The sequence below is a fragment of the Fibrobacter sp. UWR4 genome (assembly GCF_003149045.1).
Taxonomy (GTDB): Bacteria; Fibrobacterota; Fibrobacteria; order Fibrobacterales; family Fibrobacteraceae; genus Fibrobacter.
This window is the reverse complement of the sequence record NZ_QGDU01000010.1, coordinates 64,191-83,302: the sequence shown is the minus strand read 5'-3', so window position 1 is coordinate 83,302 and position 19,112 is coordinate 64,191. Positions and strand designations below refer to the sequence as shown.

Sequence of the window (19,112 nt, the reverse complement as noted above, 5' to 3'; positions counted from 1 at the left end):
GTTTTTCCTTTTTGTGTCGTCACAAGGATCCCGTCCTTCGTTTGAATCACGAAACCCTTGCGCGGGGGCTAGAACCCCTGAGTTAGTGTAAGTTTGTATTCCCTCCCCGGAGTGGGAAATGGGGTGTAAAAATTGCGATAGGTTTCATCCGAGATATTGTCTACAGAAAAAGCCAAACGTGTTGATTCAAAAGGCTTAAATCCAAGAACCGCCTTATGGATCCCAACTCCAGGCTGCTCCATTCGATTGGCCCGATCGCTATAGATTTTAGTGCGATAATTGGAAGACCACGTAAAGTCAAAATGCAAGGGCAAATCCAGCTGAAGTTCCGCAAAATAGGAGCGGGCAGGTTCTCCCGGCAATTTATTATTGCGATAAGCCTTTTCATCCGACTTGTCTACGGCATCCTGGAAAGTGGCTCGCAAAATAGTTCGCACGGACTTTGCCGGATTACTTTCCATTTCAAATTCAAGACCCATTATCCGAGCATCGTCTAAATTAAAAGGTTTCATGAAAGAAGCAGAATTCACCCAGAAAATTCCATTTTCCATGACGGTACTATAATAGGTCGCTCTCAAAATCGTTCTGCGGTTTTCCGTTGCCGCAAAAACGCTAGTCTCGAATCGATAAGCCACCTCATCCTTCAATTCCGGATTACTGATAACGCCAGGATATACACCATATAGCTCCATCAGATCAGGCTTTTGATAGAAGCGGCCAAAACTCGCACTGCCACCAAAACGGGAATCATCCTTACCAACCTTCACTATACCTCGAGCGGAATAGGACAGGTTCCTTTCCGCAGAATCATCCAGATTCTTCGAGAAGGTCGGCAGGACAATCGTACCGCCATGAATGTCATCAGAAACACCCAGCAGTGAACCTTCTGCACCTACAGCAATCCAAGGCAGGATACGAAATTCGCCATCTCCTGCCAAAGAGAGCGAGTAACGATCCAGAGCCCAACTGGTGGAGTTTCCGCGAGGGGTGTAATAGTCCGCACCACCTGCTAGACGGAGATTCACATCAAGACGTTCTCCGTAATAACTAGCAATCACTTCCGGAATGAATTTATATCCGCCAGTTCCATATTCCAGATATTCCGTAGAGACATAACCAATATGGTCCATCGGATAATAGGAATGGGAAACGGACTTTTCAAATTCCCCAGTCAGGCCCATCTCCAACCAAAGCCATCCGAAAAATTCCGGAAATTCCATACGGTAGCTTGCCCGAGCGTTTTCCCCATCGAAGCCAGCAAAAGTCGTCTGGTAATCCTCGCGACCAGGGTTACCAGCATCGGACATGGATGCAGTCAGGGAGAATGTAGAGAAACCACCAAATTTGTGAAGAACACGATACTTCACATTGCCGGAGTATTCCGTATACTGGGCATTGCGGCGAACATCCGTGTAATCGTCATCCTTATTGTATTTAGTGCCGTTACGATTAATAAACTCGTAATCGTTATCAGAATGACGAGCGGATAAAGTTGCGGCGAAAGAAACGCTATCCGTTATCTGATGCAGAACCTGAGCGGATCCTTCCCAGAAATTATGGCTACCATAACTGGCAAGAATCTGTCCGTAAGTTTTCTTGCCGGAGGCATCACGGACAATGGCGGACTTGGTTACAAAATTCACTGCACCGCCAATTCCAGCACCGCCGAACTTTGCAGGAACGCGATCCTTATAGACCTCGATTTTTTCAATCTGGTTCAGGTCAATTTGTCCCAAGTCTACGGCACCGCCGCTACCATCATTCATGGGAACACCATCCATGCAGATGACGATATTTTTTGCAGCGATTCCACGAATGCTGATGGTCTGGAAACTTCCGAGACCACCCTGACGATAATATTGAATGCCAGGCAAAGTGGCCAGAAGTTCCGCCGCAGAGTAGGGCTTGCCCTCCCAGGCATCCTTTGTAATTTCAGTAACGCTTGTACTTTTCTGCGATACAGAAGGAGATTCGGACACGACATCCGTAGAGCCCAGATCCTGAACAGGACCCTCCTGGGCACACACGCCAACGACCGCGCTTAATACCAACGCGGCAAATCTTGTCGATGTCTCTCGCATCCGACTCCATTCAATCGCGGCACACGACCGCAACGATTTTAACCTCACAGTTCTTCTGACTCGGGGATCACTCTACTTCCAGCTCCTTCACATGCGAATTCAATCCTGCTTATCGCACATTGGTTCTTGCTGGTTTCGTCCACCCTTACAGCGGCGGGACCGTTCCCGGCTTTCACGGGATTCTCTTACGAGCGATTCTTTCGCTACGCAGCTTTTCACGGCATAAGGCTAATTTTTGGAAACAAATATAAAAAAAGAACAAAAAAACACTCAAGTACAAAACTGTTGTCCCAAACAACGCCGTACATTTCGTTACGTAAGTTATTTGTAAGAAAATAGTACGTTTTGTTTCGATTTCTATACAAAAACGGGGTTCAGCCTGTGTAAAACACATTTCAATCCCTCCATAATTAAGTACATTTGGCCTAACTAAACATTAAACTAACACACTTGGCGGTTTGAACCCGCTAAAGAAATAAACATTATGAGTCTTAAAATCGTTGTACTTGCTAAGCAAGTTCCCGACACACGAAATGTTGGTCCTGACGCCATGACGGAACAGGGCACCATCAATCGTGCTGCCTTGCCTGCAGTCTTCAATCCTGAAGACCTGAATGCATTGGAACAGGCCCTCCGTCTGAAGGACCAGTTCGAAGGTTCCACCATTTCCGTTGTGACCATGGGTCTTCCCAAGTCTGCAGAAGTCGTTCGCGAATCTCTCTATCGCGGCGCAGACGAAGGCTTCGTCGTTACCGACCGTACCCTCGGCGGTGCAGACACCCTGGCCACCAGCTACACCCTGGCACAGGCCATCAAGAAGGTTGGCAACTACGACATTATCCTCTGCGGCCGTCAGGCTATCGATGGCGATACCGCACAGGTTGGTCCCCAGATCGCCCAGAAGCTGGGCCTCACCCAGGTGACCTACGCCGAAGAAATCCTTTCTCTCGACGAAAAGGCTCGCAAGGTTGTTATTCGCCGTCTTATCGACGGTGGCGTTGAAACCGTGGAAGCACCGCTCCCGCTAGTCGTGACCGTTAACGGTTCCGCAGCTCCTTGCCGCCCCCGCAACGCAAAGCGCGTCATGAAGTACAAGAACGCAACCGCAGTTGCCGAACGTGCTCCCGAAGCCGCAGAAAAGTATGCAGCCCTTATCGCAGAAAAGCCCTACCTGGACATCGCCCAGTGGGGTGCAGCCGACATCGAGGCAGATCCTGCCCAGATCGGTAAGGCCGGTTCTCCGACCAACGTGAAGGCTGTGAAGAACATTGTGTTCAAGGCCAAGGAAAGCCGCACCCTCACCGCTAGCGATGAAGATGTGGAAGGCCTGATCAAGGAACTCTTAGAAGGAAAGATTATCGGTTAACCTATGAATAACGTATTTGTATATTGCGAAATTGAAGGGACTACCGTTAAGGACGTTTCCCTCGAACTGCTCTCCAAGGGCCGTAAGCTGGCCGACACCCTGGGTGTCCAGTTGGAATGCATTTGTGCCGCCTCCGGTATCGACGGCATCGAAAAGCAGGTTTTCCCCTACGGTGTCGACAAGGTTCACGTCTTCGACGCTGAAGGCCTGTTCCCCTACACCACCAATCCCCATGCATCTCTCGTGATCAACCTGTTCAAGGAAGAACAGCCCCAGATCTGCCTCATGGGTGCAACCGTGATTGGTCGTGACCTTGGCCCCCGCATTTCTGCCGCCACCCACAGTGGTCTGACCGCAGACTGTACCGAACTCGAAATCGACAGCTTCGAAATGAGCATCGGCGGTGTCAAGAAGTTCTACGAAAATCAGCTTTGCCAGATTCGCCCGGCTTTCGGCGGTAACATCGTTGCTACCATCGTGAACCCGGAACACCGCCCGCAGATGGCTACCGTCCGCGAAGGCGTGATGAAGAAGGAAATCAAGGACGCAAACTACAAGGGCGAAGTCGTAAAGCACGACGTTGCCAAGTACGTTCCCGAAGCTGAATACGTGGTGAAGGTTCTGGAACGCCACGTTGAAGCCGCCAAGAACAACCTGAAGAGCGCACCCATCGTGGTCGCCGGTGGTTACGGCATGGGCTCCAAGGAAAACTTCGACATGCTGTTCGAACTGGCCAAGGAACTCCACGGCGAAGTTGGAGCAAGCCGCGCTGCAATCGACGCAGGCTTCGTTGCCGACCATGACCGTCAGATTGGTCAGACCGGTCTCACCGTTCGCCCCAAGGTTTACATTGCTTGCGGTATTTCCGGCCAGATCCAGCACATCGCTGGTATGCAGGATTCCGGCATTATCATTTCCGTGAACAATGACCCGGATGCTCCGATCAATGCAATCGCAGACTACGTCATCAACGGCAACGTTGAAGAAGTGGTTCCCAAGTTAATCAAGTACTACAAGGCAAACAACAAGTAAGCGCTATGGCAAATTTCTATACAGATCATCCAGAGATTAAGTTCAATCTCGAAAGCAGCCCCTTGATGAACCGCATTGTGGAACTCAGGGAAAATGGCTTTGCTAATGAAGAAAAGTCCGATTACGCTCCGGCCGACTACGCCGACGCAATCGACAACTACAACAAGGTTTGCGAACTGGCTGGCGACATCGTTTCCAACGTGATCGCTCCCAACGCAGAAGCAGTTGATGCAGAAGGTCCTCATTGCGAAAACGGCCGCGTCCGCTACGCAAGCAAGACTTACGAAAACCTGGAAGCAACCGTGAAGGCTGGTCTTTGCGGCGTTACCATGCCCCGTCGTTTCGGTGGCCTGAACTTCCCCGTAACTGCTTACACCGCCATTAACGAAATGATCGCTGCCGGCGACGCAGGTTTCGAAAACATCTGGTCCCTTCAGGACTGTATCGAAACTTTGTACGAATTCGGCGATGAAGATCAGCGTTCCCGTTTCGTGCCCCGCATCTGCGCAGGCGAAACCATGTCCATGGACTTGACCGAACCCGATGCCGGTTCCGACCTGCAGCGCGTTATGCTGAAGGCAACCTACAGCGAAGCAGACAAGTGCTGGTACCTGAACGGCGTGAAGCGCTTCATCACCAACGGCGACTCCGATATTCACCTGGTTCTCGCCCGTTCCGAAGAAGGCACCAAGGATGGCCGCGGCCTTTCCATGTTCATCTACGACAAGCGCGACGGTGGCGTCGATGTTCGTCGTATCGAAAACAAGATGGGTATCCACGGTTCTCCGACCTGCGAACTGGTTTACAAGAACGCTAAGGCAGAACTCTGCGGCCGCCGCAAGTTCGGTCTCATCAAGTACGTGATGGCCCTCATGAACGGCGCTCGTCTCGGTATCGCTGCACAGGCAGTGGGTATCAGCCAGGCTTCCTACGACGAAGCTCTCGCCTACGCAAAGGATCGTAAGCAGTTCAACCAGGCTATCATCAACTTCCCCGGCGTCTACGAAATGCTTTCCAACATGAAGGCTCGTCTGGACGCTGGCCGCGCCCTCCTTTACCAGACAGCTCGCTACGTTGACATCTACAAGTCTCTTGAAGATATCGAACGCACCCGCAAGCTCACCGACGAAGAAAAGGCTGAACTGAAGCTGTACAACAAGTTGGCATCTGCCGGCACTCCGCTCACCAAGGGCATGAATGCCGAATACTCCAACATCAACAGCTACGACAGCATCCAGGTTCACGGCGGTTCCGGCTACATGCTGGAATACGCTTGCCAGCGCCTCTACCGCGACGCCCGTATTACCTCCATCTACGAAGGTACTACCCAGCTCCAGGTCGTTGCAGCTCTTCCGCACATCACCACCGGCACCTACACTTCCATGCTCGACGAACTGGAAGCAGCCGCTGTTGCACCGGAATTTGAAAGCCTCAAGGCCCGCGCAAAGGCTATGGACGACAAGTTCAAGGCAGCCATCGACTACGTCAAGGCCGCTGAAAACAACGAGTTCCTGGACCTCTGCAGCCGCCGCCTGTACGAAATGGCCGGTAACTGCGTCATGGCACAGCTCCTCATCCGCGACGCTTCTGCAAACGCAGAACTGTTCGGCAAGAGCGCCAAGGTTTACCTGAACCTTGCAGAAGCAGAAGTGATGAAGCACTCCAACTTCATCATGGGCATGACTGCAGATCAGATCGCAGATTACAAGGCTTAATCACGTCTAGGCGTCATCCTGAGCGGAGAGCCGCAAGGCTCGAAGTCGAAGGATCCAGCAAAACTTTAAAGACCTCGGCAGGAAAGCCGGGGTCTTTTTTTGTGCGTCGTATATTTAAGTAAATATCCGCAATCAATCCAATTTGCGGACATTTACTTGACAACAATAATAAAATCAGGTATATTTCCCCAACAGGAAGAAAACTCATGTTTTACAGTTATGACGATTGCATATCCCGTTACGGCACAAACCACTTTCTTGAGAAAGCGGTTCGTAACGGCAAGTTGTTTAAAGTAGAAAACGGGATTTATTCGGACACTTCCACATGGCGGGAATTAGCCCTGGTAGCCTTCAAAAATAAAAGCGCAGTCTTCACCATGGAGAGTGCATTTTATTATCACGGTTTAACCGACGTCGTTCCAGAACACTACACTTTAGGAACCGACCGCGATTTCACAAAAATCCGAGACCAAAGAGTACACCAGTATTTTTTTCCAGACAATCTTCTAATGCTCGGCGTCGAAGAAAAAGAGGTTAACGGAGTTTCAATAAAAATCCACACAAAAGAGCGACTGCTAATCGAACTAATACGTCGTTCAAACAAGTTGCCTTTTGACTACTACAAAGAAATCATAGGCAACTACAGGAATAAAATTTTTGAACTTGACGAGGAATGGCTCGAGGACAATGTTCCTAAATTTCCAGGATCAAAGAAAATTATGAATGCGATTAGGTTGGAGGTTTTTTGATGATCAGTCTTGAGGAGAAAATTCAGAAGTGCATAAGCCAAGGCTTTGCAGAAGAACAAGCCATTGCGACGAAACCATTCGCGAAGACGTGACCATCGTAGAATCGCCCCTGCAATTTGAGGATGGCCTGCGGATTCAGATAGAACCTATTCCCAGCAGCCACGCCAAAGGTTCCCTGATGCTGCCCCTCGGCGGTGTAACTTCCCGAGAATCGCCCGACACCCGCAACATTGCCTCCTGCGACGCAGCTAACCGCGACGAACCCGACGTTCAGAAGAAATCTGACATTGCTTTTCTCGGGGATTCCACTTACCCTACGGTTGGTCACGGCAAGCCCGACTCCTACAACGTGCAGCTGCTTTACCAGCAGATTCAATTCCTGCGGGGCTGTTCTGCCCAGCAGTTCTATATGAGTCACCGCCGATTCTCTCCCCGCGAAAAGGAGTCAATCCTGCAGGTTCTAGAGAGCTATTACGCTCTTAGACAGCCTAATTTAGTGCGTGCATAAAAATTTTCAGAATATATATTTGGCTTTAGGTTATTTTGGAGGTTTATTATGAAAAAGTTTTCTTTTGCAGTTTCTGCAGTTGCCCTTTCAACAATAATGTGGGCTTGTGGAGATTCATCTAGCGCACCCTCATCCGATCCCGATAACGGTTCTTCCGATAATTCCTTTGAAGGCTTCGTTGAATCTTTTGAGGATCTTCAGGTTTGCACCACTAAACGCAATGGTCTGGAAATTCTCGTAAAGGAAGAAAATAAAACTTACATCTGTCAGGATGAAAAATGGGTTCTTAAGGGGGCTTCTTCTACGGAAACTCCCGAATCATCTTCTGATGGGAAAGTTGATGCCCCTAACAGTAGCAGCGCTACCGCTTTTGAGAAAGCCTGTGGTGATTTGTGGTGTGGCCTTACGGATACGTACGGCCGTGTAAATACTGGCTACGACGAAGATGGTTATGACAAAAATGAGGGAACCTCAGGCTATTGGTATGATTTCACTGACAATAATGCTCCCGAAAACGGTGATTCCAAAATTATCTATCCTCCTTATATAGCAGATGGTTATGGCATTTTCTTTGGACCTTTGATAGAAACCTATAGTGGTATTAAGTTCTCTGCTGAAATAGGCTCTGCCTATGAATATGGTTATGTGGGACTTGGCTTCAATGTGGTAAGCGAAAATCAGGAAGGAGGAGATATCTCTGGATGGGATGGAGTTTGCCTAACCTATACCGCTACAGCACCTTTCCAGGTGGAGTTGGCTTCCGAAAACACTGCAACCTCGACGGATTACGGCAACCTTGTCTATACGGCAGTAGCATCTGATAAGGGTGTGATAGATATTCCCTGGAGCAAGTTCAAGATGAAAGCTGGCTGGGGAATGCCGGGTATAGATGTGGATGAGAATGCGTTCGTTAAGGCGGTGGCGGCTGTCAAATTGAACTTTACGAATTCTGGAGACTACTATATTCAAAGCGTTGGCCGCAAGGGTACCTGTAACTCTGTTTATGTTAGCTCCTCTTCCGTAGAGCCCAGTTCTTCTAGTAGTTCTCAAGTCAAAGGTTGTGGTGACTTGTGGTGTGCAACCACGGATGATGCAGGCCACGTCATTACGGGTTCTGACGATGAAACTGCCGGCTACTGGTATGAATTTACCGATGAGCATGTGGGTGGAAATTCTCAAATAAAGTTCCCGTCTGATGTTGAAGAACTTGCAGGCCAGTTCTTTTGCACAACTTTCTCCCTCATGATGGAAAAGTACGATGCTATCAAGATTTCTGCTGAGTTAGGATCTGCTATTGAAAAACCCTTTGCGGGTATCGGCTTCAATATCTGGAGTGAAATGCGTGAAGGCGTAGACATTTCGGATTGGGAAGGTGTGTGCATTGCTTATTCTTCTACCGGCAAGTTTACGCTGGACCTAGTTGCTGGAGGGGAGGAAGCTATAGAGGGTTCTCATAACTTCGGATATGAGGTGCCTAAGGCGGATTCTCTTACTGTTATTAATATGCCTTGGTCTGAATTCAAACAGTATGACTCCGGTACGGAATCTTCTGCAACTTCAAGCGATGCGGTGAAGAAAACAGGAGCCATTCTTTTGAAGTTCCAGGAATCCAGTGAGTTCTCGCTACACACGATAGGACGCCTTGGTACCTGCGGCTCCTAAAAGTAACCGGCTTCAATGAATTCAAAAAATGGTCGTACTTGGCACGGCCTTTTTTTTATTTGTAAATAATTAATCCATCACGCAGCGTGCAGAAATTGCCGTAGTAAACAGGGCGTTGGATTCATAGGCACTATCACCGTTTCCTACAATGCCTACATCATAAACAGCATCGCCGCCAACCAATGTGCTGGAGAGATAAAAGCCTGCGTTTTCGTGGTCACCAAAGATGTACACGCCGCTGGGGAGAGCGGAGAATCCATAGGCATCGGTATCGTCGGCGGTCAGCGGGTAGTTTTCGACATTCCAGGCACCTACGGCACGGAGCGCCTTACCAGCAACATCCACACCGCCTACGGCATCAAACAGAACAGTCCATTCCGCCTGAGTGGGCATGTGCCAACCTGCGGGGCACAAGCCTTCGGAGTATTCATAAAGGCGGCCAAACTTTTCGCATTCGGATTCGTCATCGTTAAAGCAATGGCTGCCGGTGCTTACATAACGTAGATTTTCTGCCATCCAGACCTGGTAACCGATTTTCACATAGCGATAGACATTTCCATCGCGTTCGTCCACAAAGGTTTCACCAGTCACAACGACACTACTGGAGGACGCCGGCGAATCCGCACTTGACGAAGAGCCCGAAGACTCCACCTTTTCGGAGGAGGAACTTTCCTCGCCATCGGACGCGGAACTATCTAGAATTTCAGACGGACGTTCAGAAATATACTGTTTGTTCTCTTCTACGAACCCGCTGTAAAGATCGCTCTTTTCGACGGGCTGTTCGGCAAAGCCCCAGGAATTTACATTGGCATAAATACTGTCCAGGTTTGCGCTTGCAACCCAGTTCGCAATTTCACCCTTGACGGATTCATCGTTCCATTCGCCGTCCTGGGCAATGTCTTCAGAAACGTCAGCTAACCTTGAGCCTAGTTCGCCCGACTTCAAGTCGGATTGCAGCATCATGGAAACTGCCAGCAGTTCGGCGTCGCCGGCATCATTGCCAAAGACATCCAGATTTTCAAAACCAGCGGTCGGCGGAGTCATGCCGAAAGCGGAACTGATTTCGGTCTTGGACTTTTTCCTTGCGTCAGCAAATCCCGAACCGTCCTGAACAAGTTCACGAACGCGGTCGTTATCGATGTGGGTCAATACGTTAATATTCACGGAATCCGTCTCGGTCAAGTCCACCAGGGCGCTTAGCGTAACCGTACCGGAAGAAATTTCGCCGGTCACCTCGTTGCGGTAATAGCCCAGGGCCTCGAACACGGCGTACTGGGAAACCAGATTCAATTTCTGGAAGGCATACTCGCCCTTGTCACTGGAAACCTTCGTCGTGAAGATGCGGCCCGTGGGATTCAGGGACTTCCCCTCCAGTTCATAGACCGTCACGGCGGAACCCTTTACGAAGGGCCCCTTCTGGGCAACGCCAGCCACATCACGATCCTTAATGGCCACGATGCCGGAATCTTCGGTGCTGCCGCCTGCGGTTTTACTGTCGTCGGAACAAGACGCAAGGAACAGCGCAAAGACGCACAGCCACAACGCACTCAAAAAATACTTGCTATTTTTCACCTTCAATTTCCTCATCCAAAGAACCCGAAAAAGCCTCCCCAAGCTGGGTCAGCGGAAACAAATGCAAATTTAGTCGATAGACGTTTTCCATGCCATCTTCTTCGGTAGCGATGGCCACAATCTTTTTGCGGAACTCGGCGATTTCCTGATTGATTCGCTCATATGCCTTTTTCGTGAGGCCAAGAGTCAAGCCAGACATGCTGCGTTCGGACAGCGGGAGCGATTCCAGGGCCTCCATGGCGAACTCGCCCATCTGGCGCTGCATCAGGCGGGCGGCCACAGGAGCCGCATCCGTAGAACCCATGGAAATAGACTTTTGCGTCTGATGGTAATTGCCCTCTTTGTCCTTAGACAGGAGGCCCGTCTTTACCAAAAAATGGAGAGTGTCGCTGACTTCCGCGGCGGAAATCTCAGGACGGCAGGCGCGGGCAATTTCCAGCGGCTTTGCCCCCGGCATGGCAGGAGCCAACTCGCGCAGCACCGGATTTTTCCATGATTCAAAATAAGTGAAGGAATCGCCGCCAAGAACCTTGACCTTGTGGACCTTGGCTATAGACTGAAGATCCTCGAAAGCCTTCTTCTTGTCCACATCCTTCTTGGCATGGTTGAACTGTACCAAAATCTTGAAGTAGGTCAGTTCAAAACCGGCAAGCCCCATGGCGCCACCAACGCGCTCAACGGCATTCTTGCCCAGGTTGTACGTGCCATCGCCAATCTGCTTTAAATACACCGGATTCGTGAACCCCGCAAGCTTCGCAAATTCACGCCACGAAAAGGCGCTGGTCCTTTTCTTAAAGGCATAATAATCCACAATGTACTGGCGGTAATTCAAATACTCAATGATAGGCTTCATGGAAGACATATCAACAAGATAAAAAATTTTTAGAGAGTTACAATACAAAGAGGTTCCCGCGATTGAACTTCGCGGGAGCTTTTCGTTTACCAGAACTTTCGCAGTTCATCGCTCAGAATGGCTACAAGGAACATCCTCGTATCCAAAAATGAACGAGACATTACATCTCAATCATCGTTTTCCTGAATTGCACCTTCTTCACAATGAGAGGTCTCTTTTTTACGAGAAAAAATCTTAAAAGGGAACAATATTAGAAAAAACAATAACTTGAATAACTTTTTGATAATCCAGAAAATGTCACCTTCAAGTGTATGAGCCATTATAAATTCCTCATTAAAGTTTTAGACTAGTGTTGAAATTCGTTATGAGCAGTCACTACCCATAACGAATTTTACTTAATGCTTAAATAGGTTTGGAAAACTTATGGGAACCCTTTTCATCGTAAACGTTAGCATAATTTCCACGTTTTATAGTTACTGTTGAAGAAGTGAACCCCATCAATTCACCCGGCATACTAAATTTATGAGAATTCTTTTCGTCGTAAACGTAAACGTAATTTCCTTTTTGAATAGCTGTAGAAATAGCCATATTCCATCTCCTTGTTGTTTATTGTTCAGTTTTCCTGTTAATTCAAACCATGGCCAACACCATAATCCTCAACATTACCACCCTCTAAATGAGAGTCATCTTTATAATCAATCATTCCAGGCGGATATTCCCAATACTTAATGCAGCCGGAAATCAAATTACCACAAGACGGACACTTTACATCAATGTCAGCCTTTCGAATTTTTTCTTCCCCCATGCTCCTTTCGTTGGAATCATCAAGAGTATATTGCACATCAACATCAAAGGCGCGACCGCATTTATCGCATTTTAATTTTACTTTAGACACGCATCCATCTCCTTAGCACGAATAAACCAAATGTTCGACATCTTAAAAGGATATTGTATTTCATCTTTTTTTGACTTTTGTCCCAAAGCAAACCCCAAAAGTATGACAAAAAGAATATAACAAAAAAAAATACAAAAAGTCAATACAACACAATTCTTTTTCTAAAAAAAATCATGTTTTTTTCAAAGCAGAATAATTTAATCGTTTTTACAATACAAAATGTATTGTTTTTTCGGCGTTCATTCTTTCTATTCAGGACCTTTTGAATTGTCAAACACGTATAAACAAGCATAAAATTCATTTTCATTCAAAAACAATGGAAGTAAAAAAAAATTGTAATTACACTTTCTCGACATTATATTTGCGATACGCATATGTATAGACGACAATCTTTACTCACAGCATCCCAATTGAGGATTATAAAAGCCCAATGGATGAACTTTCCGATTACGGTTATCCGTCAAAGCTGATTACTCGCCTGAAAGACGAGTGGCACGCACGATTGTCTGAATTTGAAATCCAGATGATCTTTGAAGACAACCCGCCGCTTTTGCACAAGTTGATGGCTTGCGTTCCGACCGATGCCATGGACGGACCGATGGTCCGTTTTATGATTCAGTGGCAAAAGGCCTTGCTCACCGATTCCCGGTGGTTCAAATACCATCCCTCATTTAAGGGAAATGAATACAAGGTGAAGTTTGGCATTGACGGCTCCGTAACGGATCCACGCGACGGAAGAGCCTATAAGACCGTTCAGCTTTCTGCCTGTACCATTGTAAAAAACGAAGTTTGTGCAAATGCCGGTTCCGGGAAGATTTGGCTTGCAGAGAATCTGATGTTTAAATCAGATGACGTTTTTTATTCCTTTGACACCGCACGCGAAGTTTGCCTGCCTGGCTGGCATTTGCCAACGAAAGAAGATGTGACCGACTTGCAAAATTTTTGTGACTTATATATCGGCGAAGAAGCGCCAAAGTGCCTGAAATCTACAGACGGCTGGGATTACAACAACGGCATTGACTCACTTGGCTTTAACGCGCTCCCGAAGGGTTATACAGATTACGAGAACGATTTGGTGCATACAGGGAATACTGCTGCATTCTGGCTCGGGCAAAAGAATGGCGACAATCCATATTCCCTGAGCATCACGGATTTCAGCGAAAACCTGCCAGGCGAAATCGCAGCTATTTCCGACAACTACAAGCTTTCCGTCAGGCTTGTGAAGGACTAAATCATGCAACCACTTATTCATGGAAAATTTTTCGTTTCCACAAAAAAGGAAAATCGCACAGAACTTGACTCCGCAATAAGTGCCATCACGGAGCACTTTGAGACACTGCAGAAAAAATCCCCTGCATACCCGCCAATCAGCCTTGGCGAACCGGAATTAGAAGAACATGATGACCTATTAGAATTTGATACTACAGACGAATTCTGGCTGTATGAGGTAAATACTGAATTTTGGACAGAGCTGGCAAAAAAATTTCCAGCATTGACAATTTCCTTATACTATGGCTCTGTTTTTATCGGCGAAAAATGTGGAACATTCCTTTCAAAGGACGGTTCCATAGTTGACACGAAATTCAAAGACAACTCGCCAGAAGCTATTGAATTTTCCGAAGGACTCAATGGCGAGTAAAACAATGAGAAATTTTGAAGATTTGACTGCCAATTTTGAATTTGAACTAAAAAAATAACTTCGTAACAAAACTCTTGACTATACAAATAAGACTATCTATATTAGACTATACAAAATAGATAGTCTATTCTGTATAATTTGAGAGATTTTATGGATAATCCATTCATACTCAAGCCTTATGGCGGAAAGGATCTGTTCTGTGATCGAGAACAGGAATGCAGAACCATTGTCGACTATCTGCTCAATGGGTCCAATGTCACATTGATTTCGCCTCGCAGGTACGGAAAAACAGGACTAATCTATAGAGTTTTGGATGAATTGAATCAATCCCATCCCAGAATTATTTCTTTTTACGTGGACATTTATTCATGCAACAACCTTGACGATTTTATTGCCAAGCTATCCACCGCCATCATAAATTCTACGCCAAAGGAAAGTTTCACCCAAAAATTCATCAATGCCATCAAGGGTGTTCGTCCCATAATGAGATTTGACGCACTAAGTGGGGCGCCTGAAATTTCCATCACCTATCTGGCTCAGACTGAAAAGCAGGAAACCCTCAAGTCCATATTTGATTATCTCAGTTCACTCAAAAAGCCAATTGTTATCGCAATAGACGAATTTCAACAAATCCGCAATTTTCCTGAGTCAAATATGGAAGCCATACTCCGGAGTCATATCCAAATGCTTCCGAACATTAGATTCATATTCTCAGGAAGCCAGAAGCATATCATGAGTGAAATGTTCACTTACGAAAAATCGCCTTTTTACGAAAGCACGCGATGCATCCATCTTGAAAAAATTGACCGCGGTATTTACGGAGAGTTCATTAGAAAACTTTTTGGAAAAGACAAACGCATTCTTACTGACGAAGCACTTGAGTTTATCCTAGACTGGACCCGTGTTCATACCCACTACACCCAAGTGCTTTGCAATGTTCTGTTCAGTATGAACTTTCGCAAAATAGGTATTGAAGAAGTTTACGAAGGTGCCTTAAAAATTTTACGAGAAGGCGCGGCCGACTTTATGGATAGACGAAGCCTAGTCACGCCCGCCCAATGGAATTTTTTGACCGCAGTCGCAAAGGAAGAATCCGTATCCAAGCCCACAGCTGCAGAATTTCTCGTAAAGTATAATATCGGTCAACCCGCAAATTCTCGACGAATTTTGCAAGCTCTTTTGGACAAGGAACTTCTTCTAGAAACCACGACTCTTGACGGCAAACACTACAGCGTTTACAACGTCTTTTTGAGTCGATGGCTTGAACGACTTAATTAAAAGTTACTTCCCGCCGCGGGCGGCCTGGGCGGCGGCAGAGGCAGCGGCGCTGGCGGCGGCAGCCTCACGCATGCGTTTGCGTGCGCGGGAGCCGGGACGGTTACGGCCGATGGTGCGGCGATTCAGATTGTCGCCGTCTGCGGCAGCATTCTGATTAAACTGCTGACCCTGAGATCCCTCAGGGTGACGGTTCGGGCGACCACCCTGTTGACCATTCGGGCGATTATCGTTACGGCGGTCGGGACGACGGCCGAACTTTTCTGCGCGATTGCCACGACGTTCTTCACGGGACAACTGCTGCGGATTCTGACCTGCGTCAGAATGACGTTGGTTCTCGCGGGCTTGTTCTGCGGCGCGGGCGTTTCGCTTGTCGGCCTGGTGCTTACGCCAGTCGAACTTTGCGGTCTGTTGTCCCTGGATTCTATCGGTCGCTTCGCTCCCTCCAGAATGACGAGGGTCATTACGACGGTCACCTTTCTGACCACGAGGTATTCTACCGCGGGCATTGCGCAGCTCGCTTTCAGGAGTTTCCTTCTGCTGTTCCGGCAGGCGTTCGTAAATAGACTTGTCCCCTTCAGGAATCTTCACGCGGGTGAGCTTCTCGATACCGCGCAAATCCTGTTCTTCATCCGGCGAGCAGAAGGAAATGGCAACGCCTTCCTTCCCTGCGCGGGCGGTACGTCCAATGCGATGCACGAAAGTTTCCGGTTCATTGGGAAGGTCGTAGTTGAATACGTGAGTCACGTCATCCACGTCAATACCGCGGGCGGCAATGTCTGTTGCCACCAACACGCGAATCTGTTCCGTCTTGAAATTGCCGAGAGCTTCCTGACGGCGGTTCTGGCTCTTGTTGCCGTGAATAGCGGCACACTTAATGCCCGCCTTTTCAAGAACGCGAACGATTTTGTCGGCGCCATGCTTGGTGCGACAGAAAACCAGCACCTTCTTCATTTCTTCGTGAGAAGAAAGCAGTTCCTTCAGGAGGGCGCCCTTGCGACGCTTGTCGATGCGGTACAGTTCCTGACGGATGCGTTCAATGGGTGTGCTCTGGGGAGCTACTTCCACACGGACAGGATTTGCACTTAAAATGGTTGCAGCCAGGTCAGAAATTTCCTTGGGCATGGTGGCGCTGAAGAACAAGTTCTGACGCTTGCCCGGAAGCATGCCCACCACCTTGCGGATATCGTGAATGAAGCCCATGTCCAGCATACGGTCGGCTTCATCCAGCACGAAGAATTCCACATTCTTCATGGTCACGGCCTTCTGGCCAACCAAATCTAGCAAACGGCCCGGTGTTGCCACCAGAACGTCCACACCGCGAATCAGTACATTCTTCTGCTTTACATCGCTGACGCCGCCAAAAATACATGCGGTAGAAATGGCGGTGTACTGGGCGTACTGCTTAAAGCATTCTTCCACCTGGATAGCCAACTCGCGAGTAGGCAGCAAAATCAGGGCGCGGCAAGTTTTGGGCTGGCGGAACTTCCCGGAATCCAACAGGCGCTGCAAAATAGGAAGCGCAAAGGCAGCGGTCTTGCCCGTTCCCGTCTGGGCGATGCCCAGCAGGTCCTTACCCTCAAGCAAGCTGGGGATGGACTGTTCCTGGATGGGAGTGGGCTGTTCATAACCAACAGTGCGAACTGCACGCTGAAGCGGATTTGCCAAAGGAAGTTCTTCAAATTTCATATTAAGGCCAAATTTAGAAAAAAGCGCCGCCCTGTTTTTTTATAACTTTAATTTCAATGCTGTACGTTCATCAATATCCGGATTGGACCCACTTTCGTTATGATTCTCAAGCGGTCATGAACGCTTTAGGCGTGGTTCGCCGCACCCAAGGGAAATTGATTGGCCTTGCGGAAGTTTGCGGAATCGGTGAACTGGAAGAAGAAATTATTACGCAGGAAATTGCCGCCAGTTTTTCAATTGACAATCATGACTTGAATCTGGAAGACATCCGCGTCGATGTGGCGAAACGAGCCAAGGCTTCTCGAAACTTTATCATCAACAGCCTAGGCGCTATTCAGAATGCAAATACAGCGCTCACAACCGAACGTCTTTTCAAATGGCATGGAGCCCTCTCCAAAAAAAATCCCTTTAGGTTCCGAACCATTGACAACGCATTGAAAAGAATCGCAAGTACACAAAAAAACGATTCAAAAAATTCGTCCCTATCGCAGGAACTGAACTTCGTCGGACCGCATCACGAGAGCCTCCCGAAGCTGGTGGAGAATTTCTTAAGCTGGTTCGAGACCGCCCCGCTGGACGGAATGGTAAAAGCGGCCATCGCGCAATTCTGGTTCTTAACGTTACGTCCTTTTGAAGAAGCAAACGGTCGCATCGCCCGGATGATTTCTGGCATGCAGCTGGTTCGATCCAGCGATTTCAGCAAGTACCTGTATTCTGTAAACAGCGAAATTCTCAAACATCGGGACGAGTATTTCAACATTCTGAATAAAGCTCAACGCAGCAGCGGCGACATTACGGAATGGATTCTCTGGTTTTTGCAGATGTTGCAAGTCGCCATGGAAAACACACTGAAAAGCCTCTCCGCCAAAGCATCTCAAATTCAGTTCAAGCAACGATTCAGCCAGGTGGCTTTGGACATTCGCGAGCAATTGCTGGTAGACGCCACCATGAACGGCAAGCTGCCGGAACAATTCTCCGCGAAGGATGTGGCCGCCATTATCGAAGCAAGCCACGATACCGCATTAAGACTGATTCAAGGTTTGATTGCAAAGGGCGTATTTAAGGCTGCAGCAAAGGGCGGACGAAGCCAGAAGTATAGTTTGGTTTAACCGAAAGATGTTCAGAACCTATCTCATAGGTTGTCTTGGAAGAAAGAACCCTTTTACGCAATCCATATTTCGTAAACAAACTTGTATATGAGTCTTGGCGCATATCTTCGCCCCTTCGTACGCAGGCAAGCCTTCTGAAAAAGCACCCCGAACGGAATCATAAACATCATCTAATTTATTGACACTATGCAAATGTTGTATCACAGCGCAATCCAGCTTCCTCAACAACTCATCCTTTACAATGTCGCTCCTTACATCTTGATTTTTGGGAAGGCTTTTTCCAACAAGTTTCATATCAGACACAAATTCTTCGTACGCATTTGCTAGCAAGTCAATATAATGTTTATCAGTCAAATCCAAGCAAGAGCCTAATGTGTAAACAACTCCAATTACAAAAGGATTTTTTATTTTCGGATGATGTTCGGCCCAATCCAACGCCCGTTCAGAATTGTTTTCCCATACATAAAATCCGTGGCCAAGCCACTCGTAATTATTTTGACTGATTTGAATTTTATTTGGTGAAAACAATAGTTTTTCACCTACCGACTTATCGCACCCATGAAAGCCTATATACAAATTTGGGCGATTTAAATAGACTGCATTATTTTTCGCGTTTTGTCGAACTTCTGTAGATTTCAGCAAGATTTCCATCCTTGTCCAAGATACCTGCATCGATCAAACGACCTAACGCAGCTTCCTTGGTTTTTACAAGATTTTTTAAATTCCGTTTGGATATAGCAATAGGATCATAAATCATAAAACCTCCGTGGAAGGAATCTTGAATTATCCACAAATTAAAATGTTGTTTTTCGAGTGTCAAGGGGAATGATTTTCCGAATTCAGTTTTGCAAACCATAGTTTGCGCGATTTCACAAACTATCAACAAAAAATCTAATTCCATACCCGAGTAAACAAAAACGCCCCGATGGTTCTTCACCAATCGGGGACTTTTATTATCGCGACGCGA

The 19,112-nt window shown here is 47.6% G+C and carries 18 protein-coding genes and 1 riboswitch; of the genes, 10 read left to right on the top strand and 8 right to left on the bottom strand.

Going from position 1 to position 19,112, the window contains the following annotated elements; translation table 11 throughout:
* Positions 1-68 precede the first annotated feature (68 nt).
* Positions 69-2,051: a TonB-dependent receptor gene (locus tag BGX12_RS05795; protein WP_158278177.1), complete on the bottom strand. Its 1,983-nt coding sequence runs from the start codon at positions 2,049-2,051 to the stop codon at positions 69-71.
* Positions 2,052-2,108: 57 nt separating this feature from the next.
* Positions 2,109-2,307, bottom strand: a riboswitch (cobalamin riboswitch).
* A gap of 258 nt (positions 2,308-2,565) precedes the next feature.
* Here BGX12_RS05795 and BGX12_RS05790 point away from each other — a divergent pair.
* From BGX12_RS05790 to BGX12_RS05765, 6 genes are all read left to right on the top strand, one after another.
* A complete protein-coding gene (locus tag BGX12_RS05790; protein WP_109735136.1) occupies positions 2,566-3,447 on the top strand; it encodes an electron transfer flavoprotein subunit beta/FixA family protein in 882 nt (293 codons plus the stop codon).
* A 3-nt stretch (positions 3,448-3,450) separates the two neighbouring features.
* Complete coding sequence (locus BGX12_RS05785) at positions 3,451-4,479, top strand: electron transfer flavoprotein subunit alpha/FixB family protein (RefSeq protein WP_109735135.1); 1,029 nt, start codon at positions 3,451-3,453, stop codon at positions 4,477-4,479.
* 5 nt (positions 4,480-4,484) lie between these two features.
* Positions 4,485-6,194, top strand: a complete 1,710-nt coding sequence (locus BGX12_RS05780; RefSeq protein WP_109735134.1) for an acyl-CoA dehydrogenase family protein — start codon at positions 4,485-4,487, stop codon at positions 6,192-6,194.
* Between the two features lie 206 nt (positions 6,195-6,400).
* The gene (locus BGX12_RS05775; RefSeq protein WP_109735133.1) at positions 6,401-6,943 is read left to right on the top strand and encodes a hypothetical protein; all 543 of its coding nucleotides are present in this window, start codon (positions 6,401-6,403) and stop codon (positions 6,941-6,943) included.
* Positions 6,944-6,971: 28 nt separating this feature from the next.
* Positions 6,972-7,451: a hypothetical protein gene (locus BGX12_RS05770; RefSeq protein WP_146196265.1), complete on the top strand. Its 480-nt coding sequence runs from the start codon at positions 6,972-6,974 to the stop codon at positions 7,449-7,451.
* A gap of 48 nt (positions 7,452-7,499) precedes the next feature.
* Entirely contained in the window at positions 7,500-9,113 is a 1,614-nt protein-coding gene (locus tag BGX12_RS05765; protein ID WP_109735131.1) for a hypothetical protein, read from the top strand.
* A 69-nt stretch (positions 9,114-9,182) separates the two neighbouring features.
* Here BGX12_RS05765 and BGX12_RS05760 read toward each other — a convergent pair whose 3' ends face one another.
* From BGX12_RS05760 to BGX12_RS05745, 4 genes are all read right to left on the bottom strand, one after another.
* Positions 9,183-10,700 (bottom strand): fibrobacter succinogenes major paralogous domain-containing protein, encoded by a 1,518-nt coding sequence (locus tag BGX12_RS05760; protein ID WP_109735130.1) that lies wholly within the window; start codon positions 10,698-10,700, stop codon positions 9,183-9,185.
* The gene (locus BGX12_RS05755) at positions 10,675-11,538 is read right to left on the bottom strand and encodes a TIGR02147 family protein (protein ID WP_109735164.1); all 864 of its coding nucleotides are present in this window, start codon (positions 11,536-11,538) and stop codon (positions 10,675-10,677) included. The genes BGX12_RS05760 and BGX12_RS05755 overlap by 26 nt, the downstream gene beginning before the upstream one ends.
* Before the next feature lie 402 nt (positions 11,539-11,940).
* Complete coding sequence (locus BGX12_RS05750; RefSeq protein WP_109735129.1) at positions 11,941-12,126, bottom strand: hypothetical protein; 186 nt, start codon at positions 12,124-12,126, stop codon at positions 11,941-11,943.
* Positions 12,127-12,163: 37 nt separating this feature from the next.
* Positions 12,164-12,433, bottom strand: a complete 270-nt coding sequence (locus tag BGX12_RS05745) for a hypothetical protein (protein ID WP_146196264.1) — start codon at positions 12,431-12,433, stop codon at positions 12,164-12,166.
* A 430-nt stretch (positions 12,434-12,863) separates the two neighbouring features.
* On the opposite strand from BGX12_RS05745, the gene BGX12_RS05740 reads away from it, so the two are divergent.
* From BGX12_RS05740 to BGX12_RS05730, 3 genes are all read left to right on the top strand, one after another.
* Entirely contained in the window at positions 12,864-13,664 is an 801-nt protein-coding gene (locus BGX12_RS05740) for an FISUMP domain-containing protein (RefSeq protein ID WP_109735127.1), read from the top strand.
* A gap of 3 nt (positions 13,665-13,667) precedes the next feature.
* A complete protein-coding gene (locus BGX12_RS05735) occupies positions 13,668-14,072 on the top strand; it encodes a hypothetical protein (protein ID WP_109735126.1) in 405 nt (134 codons plus the stop codon).
* A 150-nt stretch (positions 14,073-14,222) separates the two neighbouring features.
* Positions 14,223-15,350, top strand: a complete 1,128-nt coding sequence (locus BGX12_RS05730; RefSeq protein WP_109735125.1) for an ATP-binding protein — start codon at positions 14,223-14,225, stop codon at positions 15,348-15,350.
* A gap of 3 nt (positions 15,351-15,353) precedes the next feature.
* Here BGX12_RS05730 and BGX12_RS05725 read toward each other — a convergent pair whose 3' ends face one another.
* Positions 15,354-17,036 (bottom strand): DEAD/DEAH box helicase, encoded by a 1,683-nt coding sequence (locus tag BGX12_RS05725; RefSeq protein ID WP_233246277.1) that lies wholly within the window; start codon positions 17,034-17,036, stop codon positions 15,354-15,356.
* A 56-nt stretch (positions 17,037-17,092) separates the two neighbouring features.
* Between BGX12_RS05725 and BGX12_RS05720 the strand changes: the two genes are divergently transcribed.
* Positions 17,093-18,145: a Fic family protein gene (locus BGX12_RS05720; RefSeq protein WP_109735124.1), complete on the top strand. Its 1,053-nt coding sequence runs from the start codon at positions 17,093-17,095 to the stop codon at positions 18,143-18,145.
* An 18-nt stretch (positions 18,146-18,163) separates the two neighbouring features.
* Here BGX12_RS05720 and BGX12_RS05715 read toward each other — a convergent pair whose 3' ends face one another.
* Both BGX12_RS05715 and BGX12_RS15295 read right to left on the bottom strand, forming a co-directional pair.
* Complete coding sequence (locus BGX12_RS05715) at positions 18,164-18,796, bottom strand: hypothetical protein (protein ID WP_109735163.1); 633 nt, start codon at positions 18,794-18,796, stop codon at positions 18,164-18,166.
* Entirely contained in the window at positions 18,747-19,046 is a 300-nt protein-coding gene (locus BGX12_RS15295) for a hypothetical protein (RefSeq protein WP_146196263.1), read from the bottom strand. Before BGX12_RS15295 ends, BGX12_RS05715 begins: the two co-directional genes overlap by 50 nt.
* Positions 19,047-19,112: the final 66 nt, after the last annotated feature.

Coding starts and splice junctions, on each gene's coding strand:
- BGX12_RS05730 (WP_109735125.1), top strand. CDS start 14,223: ATGGATAATCCATTCATACTCAAGCCTTATGGCGGAAAGGATCTGTTC.
- BGX12_RS05720 (WP_109735124.1), top strand. CDS start 17,093: ATGCTGTACGTTCATCAATATCCGGATTGGACCCACTTTCGTTATGAT.
- BGX12_RS05725 (WP_233246277.1), bottom strand. CDS start 17,036: ATGAAATTTGAAGAACTTCCTTTGGCAAATCCGCTTCAGCGTGCAGTT.
- BGX12_RS05775 (WP_109735133.1), top strand. CDS start 6,401: ATGTTTTACAGTTATGACGATTGCATATCCCGTTACGGCACAAACCAC.
- BGX12_RS05755 (WP_109735164.1), bottom strand. CDS start 11,538: ATGAAGCCTATCATTGAGTATTTGAATTACCGCCAGTACATTGTGGAT.
- BGX12_RS05735 (WP_109735126.1), top strand. CDS start 13,668: ATGCAACCACTTATTCATGGAAAATTTTTCGTTTCCACAAAAAAGGAA.
- BGX12_RS05760 (WP_109735130.1), bottom strand. CDS start 10,700: ATGAGGAAATTGAAGGTGAAAAATAGCAAGTATTTTTTGAGTGCGTTG.
- BGX12_RS05780 (WP_109735134.1), top strand. CDS start 4,485: ATGGCAAATTTCTATACAGATCATCCAGAGATTAAGTTCAATCTCGAA.
- BGX12_RS05790 (WP_109735136.1), top strand. CDS start 2,566: ATGAGTCTTAAAATCGTTGTACTTGCTAAGCAAGTTCCCGACACACGA.
- BGX12_RS05715 (WP_109735163.1), bottom strand. CDS start 18,796: ATGGAAATCTTGCTGAAATCTACAGAAGTTCGACAAAACGCGAAAAAT.
- BGX12_RS05740 (WP_109735127.1), top strand. CDS start 12,864: ATGGATGAACTTTCCGATTACGGTTATCCGTCAAAGCTGATTACTCGC.
- BGX12_RS05750 (WP_109735129.1), bottom strand. CDS start 12,126: ATGGCTATTTCTACAGCTATTCAAAAAGGAAATTACGTTTACGTTTAC.
- BGX12_RS15295 (WP_146196263.1), bottom strand. CDS start 19,046: ATGGAATTAGATTTTTTGTTGATAGTTTGTGAAATCGCGCAAACTATG.
- BGX12_RS05785 (WP_109735135.1), top strand. CDS start 3,451: ATGAATAACGTATTTGTATATTGCGAAATTGAAGGGACTACCGTTAAG.
- BGX12_RS05765 (WP_109735131.1), top strand. CDS start 7,500: ATGAAAAAGTTTTCTTTTGCAGTTTCTGCAGTTGCCCTTTCAACAATA.